We start from the raw sequence: 17,841 nt of genomic DNA, 5'->3' as shown, positions 1-17,841 counted from the left end.
GATGACCAAAATGCTCGCCGTAATTCTTCTTGTTATTAGCGGAACAACTATTGCACAAACAGGGGTTAGGCTATCAACAGCCGGCAAAGGCTGGGCCGCCAATTCAGTCAATGCCGTCATTTTCCGCCATAACTCCCTCACCAGTTTTAACAATACCCAATACATAGCGTATTACGATTCGGCGCAACGGCTGGTCATTGGTAAAAGGACCATCGGTTCCACCAAATGGACGTTGCAAACAACGCCCTATAGCGGAAAAGCCACCGACGCGCACAACACCATCAGCATTATGACTGACGGCGAAGGCTATTTGCATGTGTCGTGGGACCATCATAACAATGCATTGCGATATGCCCGTAGTGTAAGCCCCGGTTCTTTACAGTTGACAGATAAAATGCCCATGACGGGTAATAAAGAAGGAAAAGTAACTTACCCTGAATTTTACCGGCTGCCCAATGGTAACCTCCTGTTCCTGTACCGCGATGGCGGCAGCGGCAATGGCAACCTGATGCTGAACCATTATGATACTAAAACAAAAAAGTGGACGCAACTGCAGGACGGCTGGATCAACGGGGAAGGCCAGCGCAATGCTTACTGGCAAATGACTATTGATAAAGCAGGTACTTTACATATTTCGTGGGTTTGGCGCGAAAGTCCCGATGTAGCTTCTAACCACGATATGGGGTATGCCCGGTCAAAAGATGGCGGACGTACCTGGGAGAAAAGCACCGGCGAAAAATATACATTACCTATAACGGCTGCTACGGCAGAATATGCCTGCCGCATTCCGCAAAACAGCGAGCTCATCAACTCCACGTCCATGAGCACCGATGATGCCGGCCATCCGTACATTGCTACGTATTGGCGCGATTCAGCATCAACCATACCCCAGTACCGACTGGTATATCACAACGGGCAACAATGGAAAGCACAACAGATCTCCAACCGCATTACGCCATTTTCTTTATCGGGCGCAGGCACCAAACGCATTCCTATATCCCGTCCGCAAATAGTTGTGGCGAATAAAAAGGGTGCGGTGCAGGGCATCCTCATTTACCGCGATATTGAACAAGGCGGGCAGGTGAGCGTGGCCATTAGTAATAATATAACGCAGGGAAAATGGCAGGTGAAAGACCTTACTACTACGCCTGTTGGTTTATGGGAACCCAGTTATGATAAGGAGCTTTGGAAGAAGAAGAGCGTGTTGCATTTGTTTGTAGAACGCGTAGAGCAGGGCGATGCCGAAACCACCAAGGCCATACCACCGCAGCCGGTACAGGTGCTGGAGTGGAAACCTTAGGGTAAGCGATTTCTATATCGATATAGAACACTCACGAATCAACGATCTTCTGCAATTTTGATTCTCACTCCAAACGGCATGCTAAATGTTTTCTATAACGCAATAGCATGTATGATACAGATATTAACTGCATTGAGTACATGATTGTACTTTTCCCTGTTGCCTTCCCAACCTGCTCCTGACCTGGTGGCAGACTGATCAACACCTTCTCCCGCCATTCTCCTGGTTTTTCCCGCTTTCTCCAGTGAAAAGCAGGAGAAGTGCGGGACAAGTCCGGGAGGAGGTCAGGAAATAAGCGGGAGGATTTGTAGTAAAAATCATCGTTGTCTCGAACTAAAATCACTTTACACTTGGGAGAGTTAAACTGAAGAGAACTTTACAGTTTTAGCAATTATACTAATAAGGCTTTACATTTTTGTATAAGACAACAACGTAATGTGGTTTGTCAGGGTATGCGGTGGTATTGCAACTGTCTTACAATGGCCGTTTTCTTCGGTTTTTTTTCGGGAGTGCATTGGGCCTACACTCATTTTTGTTCGGTAAATGTTCGGGTTCTCTTCGGAGCGGTACTGGGTTTCATAGGGTGTTTTCCGAACAACTTCCGAAGAAATGCCGACCGTGCCCAGGCGTTGGAGCGAACAAGACCCGAACAAAAACCAGTGATCAGCCGGATGCAGGGCAGCGGGGAACGCGGCAGGAAAAACTTCCCCCCCATTTCCATAATTTCTCCGTATATTTAGATATCAATCTACCTGATGGCCAATTTTTACACATACACCAATTGTTGTTGCTGTTGTAAGCAAAAGGTGGTTATTATGGTGGAGGATAGCCATGCTTAGAATTATGTAAACATTATACATACACATAACTGAAGCTCCCCGACGTATCGGGGGGCTTTTTTTATTTAATACCTTTTTCTATGTCAACCGTAATTACATCAACCAGCGACGAGCAATTGTTGAAGAACGTACAGTTGCTCGGAACACAAATAGGCCGAACGCCCTTGCATCGCATCAGCCGCTTATTTAACAAACCGGGCGTAACCATTTATGCCAAAAAGGAATGGCAGCAGTTGGCGGGCAGTGTAAAAGCAAGGGCGGGGTACGCCATTTTCAAAGCAGCCATCGAAAACGGTTCATTAACCCAACAAAAGGCGCTGCTGGATGCTACCAGTGGTAACACGGGCATCGCCTATGCAACCATCGGTCACCGGTTACAGGTTCCTGTTACTTTGTGTTTGCCAGAGAATGCATCACCGGAAAGAAAGGAGATCCTGCAATCGCTGGGTGCGGATATCATTTTTACCTCGCGCTTTGAAGGTACCGATGGCGCGCAACAGGTGGCCAAAGAACTGGCCGACAAATCGCCTGATAAATATTTTTATGCCGATCAATATAAGAACGATAACAACTGGAAAGCGCATTATAACTCAACTGCATTGGAAATATTCGATGCCCTGCCCGGCATCACGCATTTTATAGCCGGCCTCGGCACTACCGGAACGTTTACAGGAACTGTTCGTCGATTGAAGGCATTGAACCCGGCCATTCACTGTACTTCGCTGCAACCCGATAATCCCTTACATGGGTTGGAAGGATGGAAGCATTTGGAAACGGCCATCGTGCCCGGCATTTACGACAGCTCCCTGGCTGATGATAGCCTGGAAGTAGGAACGGAAGAAGCCTGGGAAATGATCAAAGCCGCTTATCATTATGAAAACCTACTATTGAGTCCTTCTTCCGCCGCCAACCTGGTAGGCGCATTACGGGTGGCGGAAAAATTAGATCAGGGCATTGTGGTGACCATCCTGCCCGACAATGCCGATAAATACAAAGACATCATCAAAAATCTATTATAACATGATCGTATTGGAACCTCAAGTACAAAAAATAATCATCGAGGATGCCGTTGAGGCTTTCCCTGACGAATGTTGCGGTTTTGTCTTTGGTCACGAAGACAATAATGGCCGCCGGTTCATTACCGAAGCGCGTGTAGTGAAGAATGTAAAAGAAGGCGACAGGCGCCGGCGTTTTGAAATTGCACCGAAAGATTACCTGGACGCCGAAAAATATGCCGAAGAGAAACAAATTGAATTGCTGGGTGTGTACCATTCGCATCCCAATCACCCGGCTGTGCCATCTGAGCACGACCGCGCGGCCGCGCAGCCTTTCTTTTCGTACCTCATTATTTCGGTGAACGATAAGGTACCCGGGCCCATCCGCTCCTGGCGATTAAATGACGATTGGCAGTTTGAAGAAGAGAACAACCATTTGATCACCTTTTGAATATCGAATATCGAATGTCGAATATTGAATGTTGAAATGAAGGCAGGGAAATGAGAAATAGGAATGAAGAATGAAAAATGAAAAAGTGTAAGGCAAAAGAATAGAAACGATCAAATTTCAAGGATCAACCACGAAATCCCATTTTGAATATCGAATGTCGAATATTGAATGTTGAAATGAAGGCAGGGAAATGAGAAATAGGAATGAAGAATGAAAAATGAAAAAGTGTAAGGCAATCGATTCCTGGTTGTGGTCGCGAGCCTGGAAAAAAACAACCACAAACCACAAACCACAAACCATAAACCACAAACCACAAACCACAAACCATAAACCATAAACTGCTCAATGGAAGGCATAAGTACAACAAACCACAATTTTTCACTAGTAAATGGATTAAATATGGCAATAATTATCATTCCCACACCGCTCCGCAAATTCACCAATAACACGGCAAAGCTGGAAATTCACGCCGATACCATTGCAAAAACAGTAGACGAACTGACGGTTAATTTTCCCGGGCTGAAAAAGCACCTGCTGGATGATAAAGGGCAGATCCGTTCATTTGTAAATATCTTTGTAGGAAATGACGACATTCGCAATCTGCAGCAGGGCGCTACGGAGGTAACCTCCGGTTCGGTAATAAGTATTGTGCCGGCGATAGCAGGCGGAAGCTAATGGTCAATGTGATAATGTGCTAATGAAAAGGCAACGAGACAAAAAGGCATAGAGTGCAGTAGCGAGGTCCGGTATTAAAGAACCACAAACCACAAACCACAAACTTTAACCTATACTTTTAAAAGTTCTATTATGAGCACTGATGTAACATTCTCAAAGGAGGAACTTTCCAGATACAACCGGCATATCATCATACCCGAGTTTGGATTGGCGGCACAACAAAAATTAAAAGCTGCCAAAGTGCTGGTGGTGGGCTCCGGCGGATTAGGAAGTCCCGTCTTGTTGTACCTGGCTGCAGCCGGCATTGGCACCATTGGTATTGTGGACTTTGACGTTGTTGACGACAGCAACCTGCAACGCCAGGTATTATTCGGTGTAAATGAAATTGGCAAACCCAAAGTAGAAGCGGCCAGGCAACGCTTGCAGGCATTGAATCCGCATATAGAATTTGTGCTATACAACACCCAGCTTACTTCGCAAAATGCATTGAACATTATTAAAGATTACGATGTGGTGGCCGATGGCACAGATAATTTTCCCACCCGTTACCTGGTGAACGATGCCTGTGTATTGTTGGGTAAAACCAATGTGTACGCTTCCATCTTTCAATTTGAAGGACAGGTCTCGGTTTTCAATTATCGCAATGCAAACGGCGACCTGGGACCAAACTACCGCGACCTATACCCAACCCCACCGCCACCGGGCTTAGTGCCCAGTTGCGCCGAGGGCGGCGTATTAGGCGTATTGCCCGGCATCATTGGCAGTTTGCAGGCGCTGGAAGTTATAAAGGTGATCGCCGGGGTAGGGGAGCCGCTTGCGGGGCGCTTTTATATTTTTGATGCACTGGGTTTTGAGAGCCGTACATTTAATATCTCCCGTCGTGACGACAATCCGCTGAATGGCAGGAACCCCACTATTACGCAGCTGATCGATTATGAACAATTCTGCGGTGTTAAAGCAGTAGAAAAACCGGTAAAGGAAATAACACCCGCTGCATTGTATGAGCTCCAGGTAAAAGGCGAACCCTTCCAACTCATCGATGTACGCGAACCATATGAATACGATATTGTAAACATCGGCGCAGAACTCATTCCACTCGCTACCGTTACCGAACAGGCCGGTAAGATCAATAAAGACCAACCCGTGATCGTGCATTGTAAAGTGGGCGGCCGAAGCGCCAAAGCCATCCGGGAGTTGGAAGATAAATTTGGGTTCACCAACCTGTATAATCTCAAAGGTGGCATTTTAGCGTATATCGATGAAGTGCAGCCGGAGTTGACGAAGTATTAAAAGTTAATCAAATATCCATTGCAGAATGCTTCTTTGTTTCAGGATAACACTGGCCTCCGCTTTCATTCCATGGTAAAGCGGTACCTGCTTAGCCAACTCCTTCAGGCTGTTGCTGTCTGGTGTAATTATAACCATATAGCCCTTGCCTGCTTCCGGTATTGCCGAGGCATATTGTAACCTGCCTTTTACAGCAACCCTATTTCCTGTTGCTTCTGCTAATCTGATGGAAACCTGTTCGGAATGTAACAGGTTTCGGGGCAGTTGTTCATTAATATACCCCGCTGCCATAATCTTACCCAACGGGTTGATGATGGGTATAATTTTCATCAACGTATCACCGGTTTCAACCTGTGTGGCATTGTATACCTGCTTGTTTGAATAGACCGGAAAACCGGTAATTGAAGAAATAGTATAAGTATCCGGTTGTTCCGGAGTTGATATAACTAATAATGTATCCCCTTTATTTACTTTTTGTGCTCCTGTTAAATTATTCACCAACACCCGGCCGCTGGCGTTTGAAACAATGTAGGTTGCCTGGTCATTACCAACAGTTACGGGAAAGCTGGTGGTTTGATTATATGGAATGATGGCAGCCAGACCAAGCAAGGCTGTTATTCCAATCGAAATGGCGATTACTCCCCATTTCATTAACCAGGTGGGTGTTTTGTCTAGCGCATCGTTGGTGAAATTATCCCTTATTTCTATATCGATTTCTTTTTCCATTGTATTGAATGCGTTTAATAGCTGAAGATTTATACGCCAAGCTCAAGCTGGTTCTTTACCAAATTAAAATAGGACCCTTTTATCGAGATCAGTTCATTATGATTACCTGCTTCGATGATCCTGCCGCCTTCCATGACCAGTATCTGGTCGGCATTTTTAACAGTGCTGAGGCGGTGAGCAACTATTACCACAGTTTTATTCCTGAAAAAGTTCTGCAAATTTTCAATAATTGTACGTTCATTGTTTGCATCGAGCGCATTCGTGGCTTCGTCGAAAAAAATATATTCAGGGTTTTTGTAAACGGCCCTGGCAATAAGTATCCGTTGCTTTTGTCCCTGGCTTAATCCCATTCCATCGGCGCCTATCTTTGTATTATAACGTAAGGGCAGTGTTTCAATAAATTCCTTTATGTTCGCTACCGTAACCGCATGCAGCAATCTTCTTTTATCAATGTCATCAAAGCCCAGGGTAATATTTTTGGCAATCGTATCGGTAAAAATATAGCCATCCTGTAATACCACCCCGCACTTGCTACGCCAAAAGTCTTCATTGATCGTGTTCAGGTTAAGGCTACCTATTAATATAGAGCCATTGGAAGGTTCATAAAATTTTAGGAGCAGCTTCAGTAAAGTTGTTTTGCCGCTGCCGCTTAACCCTACAATTGCCGTAACCTTGCCTTTGGGTATGGTGATGGAAATATTATTCAGTACGTTATAATAGTGAGTGCCTTCGTATTTAAAACCTAGGTTTTTGATAATAACAGCATCATTGACGAAATACTCATCGGCAGAAATATGATTACCGGTTGCGCTTTGTTCAGGATCGCCCGAATGGATTTCACCTATGCGTTCTATACTTATGCGGGCATCCTGGTAGGCGTTTAAAAATGCCAGTAAATTAAACAAGGGAACATTTAATTCGCCTACAATAAACTGAACCGCCAGCATTTCGCCCAACGTCATTTTATTACTAATCACAAGGCCCGAACAGATAAACGTTGTGGCAATATTTTTAAGGGTATTAATAGACTGGGCGCCCACCCGCTGAAATTGTTCAAGCGTAAGGTATTTGACGTTCACCCTGAACAACCGGGCCTGTATGGCTTGCCACTCCCATCGTTTATGCCGTTCGGCATTCTGTAATTTAATGTCATGCATTCCGTTGATGATCTCTACCAGTTTCGATTTGTTGCTGGCTAATTCGGCAAATCGCTTATAATCGAGCTGTTTTCTTTTTCGCTGGAAATAAGAGATCCAACCCAGGAATAATATACCGCCGGCCACAAAAACGGCGAAGATCATCAGGCTATAGTAGATCAGCAGGGCAGTAAAAACCAGGAAGGTAAATATTGATAGAATGAATCTGAACGTTCCATTGGTGAGAAAATCTTCTATCCGCTTGTGATCGTCAATGCGCTGAAGTAAGTCGCCCGATATGCGGGTGTCGAAAAAGCGAAGCGGTTTACGCATTAGCTTTTTGAGGAAGTCGGATATGATAGATGTGTTCACCCGGGTGCCTACATATAATAAAGTCCAGCTCTGCACCAGTGAAATAATTGTTTCGCCGATGAAGATCGCTATTTGTCCAATGAGTATCAGGTAAACAAAACTGATATCCCGGTTGCCAATACCGGTATCTACAATGCTTTGTGTAAGGAGCGGGAATGTTAATTGTAATATGGTGCTTACGAGCAGCCCTACAGCCAGATTCAGGAGCGGTTTTCGATGTTGTTTAAAGTGCGTTGATAAATACCGAATGCCGGTTTTGGTTTGATCGGTCTTGAGTGTTTCATTATCTTTTTCATAAAAAACCGTAGTTGGTTCCAGTACAATGAGAACTCCAAAATCTTCACCATGTTCCTTCCCGCTTACCCAATAGTTCAAAAACTCCTGCCGGCTCAGCTTTTGTTTACCCTGTTCGGGATCGGCAATGTAAACATGTTTTTTAGTGATCTTATATATTACCACAAAGTGGTTTTGTTTCCAGTGGGCAATGCACGGCAATTGTATTTGTTTCTCCAGAACGGCAAAGGAAGCCTTTAAGGCAACGGAATTAAACCCCAGTTGTTCTGCAGCATTGTTGATTCCCAGAACCGAAACCCCTTCCTTTCCAATGTTGCAAAGTTCGCGTATGTATGATAGTGAATAGTCCTTTCCATAGAATTTGGTGATCATCCTGATGCAGGTGGGGCCGCAGTCTTTGGCATCTAGCTGCTTGAAGAAGGGAAAGGTGTTTGGGTATAATTGCATTTAGGAAAAGGTTGATATGTTGATAAAATATATTCGAATATCTGTTATAGTTATTAAATAGCAATATCCTAAATTTAATTATCATTTAATCAATTTCATTAATCTACAAAATCTTGTTTTATGAATCAAGAGAAAGATGTAAAAAAGGTTGACCCCAAAGCATTCTTAGGTGCAAAAGTAATCTCTCCATTGGAGCAGGAAAAATTAGTTGGTGGCGTTTCTGCTGTAGGTAAAGAAAAAGAAAAAGAGAAAGAAAAAGAAAAGTCAGTGAACTAAACCGTGATTATGCAGATTGGCCTCAGGTCAATCTGCTATTTTCTGGCATCAACCGATAAACCTTAGCTATGATCCCAAAAACTCATGCTACCAGGGAAGTTATGCGCGAAAGTGACCGTAATGTTTATAATAATGGTACCGGAACGCATACTCGTATTTTCGATTTACTCATGATGGATTCGAATGGCAACCCTGTTTATACGCTCCATTACATACACTTATTTGATCCCATCTTTACCGATACGATATATCAGTTAACTTCCCAACGACTTGGCCCCGCCTATATAGAAGACGCTGTAGAAAAGAAATGGAATGCAATAAACAATACACCTGAAACCAATGGCGAATTGGGTGTTACAGTAACCAATGGCAGCATCACGATCAATTACTCGGGCTACAAGGAACGTAGTGGATACATTGTTGAACTTTTAAAAAACCTCATTAAAGATATTGATGATCAGCTTCAGGCATCCTGAAGCCTTTATAAACCTTTTCTTATGTTAACAAAAAACGAGGTTGGCGAATCTGCTGACCAAAAAATAACTGCTGCCTGGTGGGACGAGTTTCTGCTGAAGTGTAAAAATTTTACCGAAACGATTGTTATTCCTGATGTATTATCAGACAACGATTGTGCCGACTTGACGACGATGACGCTTGACGCTGTAAGAGAAATATGTAACAGGCAAGCCGGCGACTACGATTTCAGGTTCTACCTGGGAACCAAAAACACAGATGAAGAATACCTTAAAAAGAATATCTACCCGTTTCCTCCTTTACCGGGGGAAACGCTTACAACCTGGGCCGAACGGGTTTTCCCGGAAATGAAATTTGGCATCATCCTGAACTATGGTGAAAAGTTTTCGCCATTGATGGCAGAAACCATTGGACGGTATGCCAGCCCGCTACTGGAAAAAATAGGCATTCCCGTTAACGGTACCTGTATAACCATTTTTATTGGTAATTACGGGTATACACCGCTCGGCATTCACCAGGACCATAAAGGAGAGAATGTGATACACTTTCACCTGGGGCCGGGTGGTAAAGTAATGTATAACTGGGAAGTGGAGGAATTCAAAAAGCTGGGCGGGCATCAGAATTTTATGGATGTAGAGAAGATGTTGCCACACGCTACTGAATTCCCTTTTAAGAAAGGTGATATTTTCTATATGCCCTGGAATAAATTCCATATTGGCTATTCAGATGAGCTTTCCATCGGCGTTACGTTGTGGTTTAATAATATAACGCGGAAGAAAATGATGAACAAGCTCATTAATTCTATTCAGCTGCAGTATATCGACCAGGAGGATAAAACAATTACAAAACCTGAGAAAGACCTTAATAGCCTGCAGGGGTTTAAGGAAATAGAAGCCCTGATCAAATATGATGAGAATATTCAGAATTTGACAGTTGAACAGTTTTTCAAGCACACCTATAATGAGTATATGCGCGCCCTTTACAGCAATGGCGGATGGCGTGCCCGGCCATTATCGCTTGAGCAGGAAGTAAATTACAATGAGAATGAATTTGAGCATTTACAAGGGGCGGTAATACAGCGCGTGCCTCCCTTCGTATTTCATTACAAGATCAATACCGATAATAGTAAACTGTTCGTATACTGCCGGGCTTCAAAGATCGAAATAAACTATCATCCTGAATTGATAAACATTATTGATCAATTAAATTCAGGTGAAAGCTTTGTGACAAACGACCTGGTTGCCGGGCTGGCCAAAGAATGGCCAGAAGAAGCCGGACTGTATTTTCTCTCCCTCCTGTACAACAAACGGGGAATACAAATAATCGCCTGATGAAAGGCACCCACAGGTTGGGTGCTGATTTTTAATTGTCAAATGCTTTTAACATGAATGCTTCAAGTTCTGAAATTGTTTCAGCTAAAATAAACGAACCCGCAATAACCATTAACAATACCTGGTGGGACCTGTTCCTGGAAAAGACCAATCATTTTACAAACACCACGGTTATTAAAGATGCTATGTCTGGCACTGAGTGCAACGAAATAAAAGAAATGGTGGGAAAAGTGATCAGGGAAGTTTGCCGGGCTAAAACTGATCAATATGGGTTCAGGGTATATGTTGACGGCGTACGGGTGAGTGGTGAGGAACTGGAAAATACCATCTTCCCGCAACCGCCGCAGTTGAATGAAGAAGTGGAGAGCTGGGGGGAACGCCTTTTTCCCGGTAAAAAAATAGGCATGATCATTAATTCGGGCGAAAAGTTTTGTAATGAACTGGCTCAGCGATTATCAATATACGCTGCGCCGTTATTGGAGAAAGTTGGGATTCCGCTGAACGGCTTACATTCAACCATATTTGTAGGTAATTATGGACTTACTCCGCTCGGAATACACCAGGACCATAGAGGCGCCAATGTAATACATTTTCATGTGGGGCCCGGTGGCAAAATAATGTACACCTGGAAAGAGCAACAGTTTAACGAACTATTGGCCGGCAGAAATAAAAAAGACGTTCCTGTTGAAGAATTATTGCCACATGCCAACAAATTCCCGTTTGGAAAAGGTGATATCTATTTCATGCCCTGGGACCAGTTTCATATCGGTCATTCCGATGAGTTTTCAATCGGGGTAACCTTGTGGTTCGATAACCATGTTCGGACTCATGTATTGAATAACCTGCTGGAGTCGTTCCGCATTCAATACCTGGATATGGAAGATACAACCGTTACCGTTCCTGAAAAGACGCTTAATGATCTGAAGGGCTATGCCGATATTGATGCTGTGCTTAAAATAGATGAACATCTTTCTACGAAAACATTTCCGGAATTCCTGAATGTAGTGTACGAAGAATATATGTTCTCTCTGTTCAGTAACCAGGGATGGAGTACGCTGCCGTTGTCGCTTTCGGAAGAGCATAACTTTGATGAAAATGATTATGCGTTTCTGGCCGATAAAGAGATCAGGGCTGTACATCCTTTTAAAATTTTATATAAGATCATTTCAGAAGTTCAGAAAGTACAGCTTTATGCCCGCGGATCGAAAATAGAATTAAACTTTCACCAGGAGATCGTTGACCTGGTAAACAAATTGAATGAAGGCAGTACGTATAAAGTATCGTTGCTCACCGAACAGGTTTTTAAAGAGTTGCCCGCAGAAGTTGCCTTGTATATGCTGTCGTTGCTGTTAAATAAAAGAAGTATTGAACTGATCGATTGAACAATACCGTAAGAACTGTACCTTGCTTTTCTTTAATAAAAAGGCAAAACATGCTTTTAAGAATTTCTTGTGGGCGATTGAATAAACGGGGCGTTATATTAAAAAAAATCGTACTAATTATTGCTTGCCTGGCGATAACCTGTTTAGTGTTTTCGCAAGAGGCGAAGAAACACCAGGTTCGGGGCGTTGTTTATGATGGAACCATGCGAAAACCGCTTCCATCTGTAACTATTACCCTTTTCCGGGGAACACCGGCTATAAAACCCCGGAACGCAATAACCGATTCTGCCGGTAAATTTATTTTTGACCGGGTTGATACCGGAACATACAAGCTGGCAGCCTCTGATATTGTGCATAAGGAGTTGCAACAGACAATAAGAATTACTGCCGGCGATGTTGACCTTGATACGCTCTTTCTTAACAGTAAGGTAACTACGCTTGGAGAAATCACCGTATCATCTAAAAAGCCATTTATTGAAAGGCGTATCGATAAATTGGTTTTAAACGTAGAAAGCAGTGCGGTTGCTGCCGGCGGGTCAGTAATGGATGTATTGCAAACCTCCCCCGGTGTTACAGTTAATGATAATATTATTTCCCTGAAAGGGAGGAAAGGGGTAACCATTATGATCGACGGACGGCCAAGTACGCTTTCCTCCTCTGATATTGCCAACATCCTGCAAAGCTTGCCTGCCAATTCGGTAGCCCGCATTGAGATCATTGCTAATCCTTCATCGAAATATGATGCGGCGGGGAATGCAGGCATCATTAATATCGTCACAAAAAAAATACGGGTGAAAGGGTTTAACGGTACTGTTAATGCGTCGTCGGGATTTGGCGTATACCCGAAATACAATGGGGGAGGAAGCTTTAATTACAAGGAGAACCAGTTCAACCTTTTTGGTAATTACTATATAAACCGCAGTACAGGATTCAGTGGCTATACCAGTAAACGGATTATTGATAGTGTTGATTTTGATGAATCGGGAAAATCCAAGACTACCAGTACTTCGCACAACTACCTGGTGGGTATAGACTTTCAGGCGGGAAAAAGAAATGTGATCGGCTTTTCCATGACCGGCAATATTTCAGACAGCCGGTTTAAAGAAGATTTTAATACTGATTTTGTCAAAGCGAAGAAGGATTCTTCGCTGCTGGTAGATAACTTAACCAATTCCGACTATAACAATATGAGTTGGAACCTGAACCACGACTTCAGGATCGATACATTGGGTAAAACGCTTTCTACCAATCTCGATTATTCGCGGTTTACCTGGAATAACGCCGGCTTGTATAATAATACGTACCTGAATCAGGACGGCCTGCCGATGCGTGACCTGGAAATGCTCAGAAATAATAGTGAGGTATTAATAAAAATTGGAAGTGTTAAGCTGGATTATACCCATCCCGTGAATAAAAGAAATATGACCATTGGGGCCGGGGTTAAAGCCAGTTGGGTGCGAACCGACAGCGATATTCGTTTTGATACAAAGAATGGCGCCGTTTGGCAGGAAGACCCGGGTAAAACCAATCACTTTATTTTTGATGAATATATTACAGCTGCTTACCTGAATGTGACCAGGAAAATAAAAGATTACGAACTTCAGATCGGGTTACGCGGCGAGCATACCCATAACAAAGGCAATTTATTGACCGGGAACATAATCAATAGCAATGATTACCTGAAGTTATTTCCTTCCTTGTTTGTAAGTAAAAAGCTGAATGAATCCGAAACCCTGAACTTTTCATACGGAAAAAGAATTAACCGGCCTTCCTATGAAGATCTAAACCCGTTTATTTATTACAATTCGCCCTATTCTTTTTATCAGGGAAATTCTTTTTTACAGCCTGAGCTTACCAATACCTTTGAAGTGGGATATTCATTAAATGATGAACTGCTGGTATCATTGAATTATAGTAATACCAAAGACTATTTTACTTATTTAACTTACTTAGATGATATAACGAAGATCTCAAAAGAAACCATCAACAATTTCAAGCGATACATCAGTTACGGTACCAGCATTTCACTTGACAAAGAATTGACCGATTGGTGGCATGTTTCGGGTAACCTGGATGTGTTTTACGAAGAGTATTCTTCTTTTTACCGCACCCGGGATTTTAAAAATGCGCTGATAAATGCAAGCGGTAACCTCACAAACGACTTTTCATTTGCCAATAATAATTCCGTTGTGCTAACGGGTATATACCGTTCCCCCTCTATTGACGGTATTAAAAGAAATTATGCGCGTTACAGAATGGATGCCGGTTATAAAAAGAGCTGGTTGAATAAAAACCTCATTTTAAAACTGGCAGTGCGAGACGTCTTTTATACTTACAGAAAGAACGGAAATAACCGGATCGAGAATTTAAATGTGGAATTCACTAACCGGGGCGATACGAGGGTGTTTTCCGTTGATCTCACCTACAAGTTCGGCAACCAAAAATTAAAATCGCGCAAACCGGTCCAGGGAAACAGTGACGAGCTCAAGCGCATTAAGGGGCTTGAGTAGAATCGTGAATCGGCAATAGAAGCCCTGTAACCTGAAACCTGTAACTGGTAACAGGAAACCGGTAACGGGTAACTAATCTTCTACCGCTTTCCGTTTCATCCTGCTCAAAAATTTCTGTCGAATCACAATTTCCGTAGCCGGAATATTATCCATTTTGCTTTCCAGCCAGCTAATAATATCGAGGTAGGCAAAAGCGCGGGTCTCAAACCGGTTGGCCTGTAGTTGTTTTAATTGTTCAAGCAGTTTGGCAAATTCGGGTTTCAACTGGCGTGGTGATAAATGGAACGTACGGCGCAGGAACCGGAAGATCTCTTCTTCCACCACGCTGAGGTTGCCCATCTTCGCCATAAATCGGTATACCGATTTGAACAGGTATTCCAGCAACTGAAAATTGCCCAGCTCATAATGCGCTATCAGGTGCAGCAGGCGGCTGTAGCACTGCAGGTCGGTTCGCAGGTCAACCTTCCAGTTTATGATCTTATTTAGGTAATCGATGGCCTGCTCGTAATGCCCGCTGCCGAAATACAGGGAGGCAATTTTATAATAGAAAACCAGGATGCGGTGACGGTCGAGGTAGATCTCGTATTCCTTAAGCTTTTCTTCAATGTAAGGCACCAGTTGCAACCCTTCTGTAAAGGTGCCTTCCATAAAGTGCTTGTTGATCTTGCTTACGTTCAGGTAAACAAAGGTTTGAATGCGGTTATTGTGGTTGTTGATCACCAGGTCGCTTTGGGAGAAGGCCTCAAAGGTTTCCAGGGCCTCTTTCAGCTTGGTATAGTTCTGCAGGTCGAAGTGGGCGCCCATGAGGTTATGCATGCCCTTAATGTAATGTGCTGTCTCCACTTCTATCATAAATGGCTCTTTTTCAAACAGTTCTACCCATTTTTGGGTATAGCGGTAATAGAGCAGGAAGTCCTGGCGAATGAAGGCGTACCAGCAATAGCTCTGGTACCGGTACAGGCGTTCGTAAAAACCCTTGGCCTCATCGGCCCCGGGCGGGTAATGCTGGTCGAAGAACTGCTGGATCTCCTTTTCATCGTTCTCGTCGCGGGCATGGCCGTTCTTGATGTACCAGCTATACAGCAACAACGATAAATTGCTGAGTTTGCTCACCATCACCAGGCGGCGGTTGGTTTCATCCACATCGAGGGTGAGCTGTTCGGCGCGGTCGGTCATACTGCGCGTAATGTGCAGAGCCTCAATCTTTTTCTCGAAAAATAGTACCTGTAATAAGTAGGTGACCTGGTTATTGGCCCGGGCCAGTTCCTTCATGCGGTCGAGCATCTTGAGGCTTTGGAGGTACAGCCCCTTGTTGTACAGGATGCGGGCATGGTCCATCATCTCATGTAGCTGAATATCAATGTTGTTTTCGTTCTTTATGAGCCGCAAACTGCTGAGGATCTGCTTGTATAAATGGGCCTTTATGTTCGAAAGTTGCTGCTTTTTCAGGTCTTTGGACTTACTCAGTAGTAAATTTTCGTCGTAAGTTTCCATCTTGTCCAATGCGTCAAATAGCTGTACGATCTTCAGGTTTTCACTTGAAGAATTACGTTGAACATACAGCTTAAAATTGCGCTTCTCCGACTTTTCCAGCGATTTGATCAACTGGAACAAGGCATCTGTAGAACGGTTGGGCATCGTAATCAAAAATCGTTAAAATCCTTTACCAACAAGGGTTTTAGCCGGGTTGGCACTATTTAAATAGTGTAAATTAGGTACAAATTTGGTTTTAACAGTTAAATAAACAGGAATAATTTCGGAGCAGCAGGTTGTTTTTCTCATTTATAGCAAGCAACAAAAAATCGAACAGCCTGCTTTTTTAAATAATATCCTACTTTATAGAGAGAATACCTATGCCAAAGAACAAAGTCTATATTTTCGACACAACATTGCGCGACGGCGAGCAGGTGCCAGGCTGTAAATTAAATACTAAGGAGAAGATAGAAATTGCTTTGGCCCTGGAAGAACTGGGTGTAGACATTATTGAAGCTGGTTTTCCCATCTCATCACCCGGTGATTTTAAAAGCGTGAGTGAAATAGGTTCAGTCATAAAAAATGCTGTGATCTGCGGATTAAGCCGGGCGGTGCAGAAAGATATTGAGGTAGCTGCCGAGGCGCTGAAAACAGCTAAAAGACCCCGGATCCACACTGGTATCGGAACATCTGATTACCATATTAAATCAAAGTTCAATTCAACCCGCGAAGACATTTTACAACGGGCTATCCAGTGTGTAAAATGGGCGCGGAACTTTACGGATGATGTTGAGTTTTATGCTGAAGACGCCGGCCGTACCGATAATGAATATCTGGCCAGAGTAGTAGAAGCAGTGATTGCTGCCGGTGCTACAACGGTAAATATACCCGATACGACAGGTTATTGCCTGCCGCATCAATATGGCGAGAAGATCGCTTACCTGATCAACAATGTACCGAATGTAGACAAAGCAGTGCTTAGCTGCCATTGTCATAACGACCTGGGCCTGGCTACCGCCAACTCTATTGCCGGCGCTATGAACGGTGCCCGCCAGATCGAGTGTACGATTAACGGATTGGGAGAAAGAGCGGGTAACACCTCGCTGGAAGAAGTGGTGATGGTGATACAACAACACCAAACCCTCGGTTTTTATACCGATATCAAAACACAACAACTGAACCCATTGAGCAGACTGGTTTCCGATACTATGCGGATGCCGGTTCAACCAAATAAAGCTATTGTAGGCGCCAATGCGTTTTCACATTCATCGGGTATTCACCAGGATGGATTCCTGAAAGATGCACAAACCTACGAGATCATTAACCCCGAACAGGTTGGGGCTGATGGAAGTAAAATTGTATTAACAGCGCGCAGCGGCCGCAGCGCGTTGGCCCATCGCTTTCACAAGCTGGGTTTTATGTTCACACGCAATGACATTGACGTGTTGTACGAGCAGTTCCTGAAAGTAGCAGATAGAAAGAAAGAAGTGGAAGATGAGGATCTGAAGGTATTGGCTAACCAGTACCAGGCCGCCACAGTTTAGTGAGCAGTATTTTCTCATAATCATGTAGTTTTTGTTACGCGTGGTGCGTCTGCACCACGCTTTTTCTCAAAACTACTCATCCCACTCCTAAAGGGATGAAAAATGAAAAAAAGAAAAGAAAGAATGAAAGAAGGGTCAAATAACTGTGATAAAATGGAATGTCTCCGTTCGGGACATCCGACCCGCCATGCTCCCACACAAAATCAACAATTACCAATAAAAGAAAAGTTAACGCGCCGGCAGGTGCAGTCATTGAATGGAAATTACGCCCATACGGAGCGTGCTTTTCAATACAATAGTGCTGTACTGTTGTGGCATTGAGAGTATGA

At 43.6% G+C, this 17,841-nt stretch carries 16 protein-coding genes; 12 read left to right on the top strand and 4 right to left on the bottom strand.

The genetic code is table 11. The annotated features are described in order from the left end of the window. Window position 1 precedes the first annotated feature (1 nt). On the top strand, window positions 2-1,300 hold the full coding sequence (locus FAM09_RS02250) for a BNR repeat-containing protein (RefSeq protein ID WP_136575451.1): 1,299 nt from the start codon (window positions 2-4) through the stop codon (window positions 1,298-1,300). A 92-nt stretch (window positions 1,301-1,392) separates the two neighbouring features. Here the strand turns inward: FAM09_RS02250 and FAM09_RS31360 are convergent, their stop codons facing one another. Continuing rightward, a complete protein-coding gene (locus tag FAM09_RS31360) occupies window positions 1,393-1,518 on the bottom strand; it encodes a hypothetical protein (RefSeq protein ID WP_262711629.1) in 126 nt (41 codons plus the stop codon). 701 nt (window positions 1,519-2,219) lie between these two features. On the opposite strand from FAM09_RS31360, the gene FAM09_RS02245 reads away from it, so the two are divergent. From FAM09_RS02245 to moeB, 4 genes are all read left to right on the top strand, one after another. Continuing rightward, the gene (locus tag FAM09_RS02245) at window positions 2,220-3,158 is read left to right on the top strand and encodes a PLP-dependent cysteine synthase family protein (protein WP_136575450.1); all 939 of its coding nucleotides are present in this window, start codon (window positions 2,220-2,222) and stop codon (window positions 3,156-3,158) included. 1 nt (window position 3,159) lies between these two features. Further along, on the top strand, window positions 3,160-3,585 hold the full coding sequence (locus FAM09_RS02240; protein ID WP_136575449.1) for a Mov34/MPN/PAD-1 family protein: 426 nt from the start codon (window positions 3,160-3,162) through the stop codon (window positions 3,583-3,585). A 399-nt stretch (window positions 3,586-3,984) separates the two neighbouring features. Beyond that, on the top strand, window positions 3,985-4,260 hold the full coding sequence (locus tag FAM09_RS02235) for a MoaD/ThiS family protein (protein ID WP_136575448.1): 276 nt from the start codon (window positions 3,985-3,987) through the stop codon (window positions 4,258-4,260). A 132-nt stretch (window positions 4,261-4,392) separates the two neighbouring features. After that, on the top strand, window positions 4,393-5,550 hold the full coding sequence (moeB, locus tag FAM09_RS02230) for a molybdopterin-synthase adenylyltransferase MoeB (RefSeq protein ID WP_136575447.1): 1,158 nt from the start codon (window positions 4,393-4,395) through the stop codon (window positions 5,548-5,550). Window positions 5,551-5,553: 3 nt separating this feature from the next. Here moeB and FAM09_RS02225 read toward each other — a convergent pair whose 3' ends face one another. Together FAM09_RS02225 and FAM09_RS02220 are read right to left on the bottom strand one after the other, a co-directional pair. Further along, a complete protein-coding gene (locus tag FAM09_RS02225) occupies window positions 5,554-6,273 on the bottom strand; it encodes a putative HlyD family type I secretion protein (protein ID WP_136575446.1) in 720 nt (239 codons plus the stop codon). A gap of 29 nt (window positions 6,274-6,302) precedes the next feature. Next, window positions 6,303-8,522, bottom strand: coding sequence for a peptidase domain-containing ABC transporter (locus FAM09_RS02220; protein ID WP_136575445.1), 2,220 nt, complete (start codon window positions 8,520-8,522; stop codon window positions 6,303-6,305). 120 nt (window positions 8,523-8,642) lie between these two features. On the opposite strand from FAM09_RS02220, the gene FAM09_RS30600 reads away from it, so the two are divergent. The 5 genes from FAM09_RS30600 (at window position 8,643) to FAM09_RS02200 (ending at window position 14,495) form a co-directional block, all read left to right on the top strand. Continuing rightward, window positions 8,643-8,798: a hypothetical protein gene (locus FAM09_RS30600; protein WP_153825436.1), complete on the top strand. Its 156-nt coding sequence runs from the start codon at window positions 8,643-8,645 to the stop codon at window positions 8,796-8,798. Window positions 8,799-8,866: 68 nt separating this feature from the next. Continuing rightward, window positions 8,867-9,274: a hypothetical protein gene (locus tag FAM09_RS02215; protein ID WP_136575444.1), complete on the top strand. Its 408-nt coding sequence runs from the start codon at window positions 8,867-8,869 to the stop codon at window positions 9,272-9,274. A 21-nt stretch (window positions 9,275-9,295) separates the two neighbouring features. Continuing rightward, on the top strand, window positions 9,296-10,603 hold the full coding sequence (locus tag FAM09_RS02210; RefSeq protein WP_136575443.1) for a cupin domain-containing protein: 1,308 nt from the start codon (window positions 9,296-9,298) through the stop codon (window positions 10,601-10,603). 53 nt (window positions 10,604-10,656) lie between these two features. Beyond that, entirely contained in the window at window positions 10,657-11,985 is a 1,329-nt protein-coding gene (locus FAM09_RS02205; protein WP_136575442.1) for a hypothetical protein, read from the top strand. 146 nt (window positions 11,986-12,131) lie between these two features. Continuing rightward, complete coding sequence (locus tag FAM09_RS02200; protein WP_166437001.1) at window positions 12,132-14,495, top strand: TonB-dependent receptor domain-containing protein; 2,364 nt, start codon at window positions 12,132-12,134, stop codon at window positions 14,493-14,495. A 72-nt stretch (window positions 14,496-14,567) separates the two neighbouring features. On the opposite strand, the gene FAM09_RS02195 is transcribed toward FAM09_RS02200, so the two are convergent. Further along, a complete protein-coding gene (locus tag FAM09_RS02195) occupies window positions 14,568-16,133 on the bottom strand; it encodes a hypothetical protein (protein ID WP_136575440.1) in 1,566 nt (521 codons plus the stop codon). Between the two features lie 215 nt (window positions 16,134-16,348). On the opposite strand from FAM09_RS02195, the gene FAM09_RS02190 reads away from it, so the two are divergent. Together FAM09_RS02190 and FAM09_RS02185 are read left to right on the top strand one after the other, a co-directional pair. After that, window positions 16,349-17,512 carry a 2-isopropylmalate synthase gene (locus FAM09_RS02190; RefSeq protein ID WP_136575439.1) on the top strand — a complete coding sequence of 388 codons (1,164 nt, stop codon included), beginning with the start codon at window positions 16,349-16,351 and terminating at the stop codon, window positions 17,510-17,512. A 102-nt stretch (window positions 17,513-17,614) separates the two neighbouring features. Next, on the top strand, window positions 17,615-17,833 hold the full coding sequence (locus FAM09_RS02185) for a hypothetical protein (RefSeq protein WP_136575438.1): 219 nt from the start codon (window positions 17,615-17,617) through the stop codon (window positions 17,831-17,833). Window positions 17,834-17,841: the final 8 nt, after the last annotated feature.

The sequence above is a fragment of the Niastella caeni genome (assembly GCF_004834005.1).
Taxonomy (GTDB): domain Bacteria; phylum Bacteroidota; class Bacteroidia; order Chitinophagales; family Chitinophagaceae; genus Niastella; species Niastella caeni.
The sequence above is the reverse complement of the archived record's forward strand: the minus strand, read 5'-3'. Positions and strand labels throughout refer to the sequence as shown.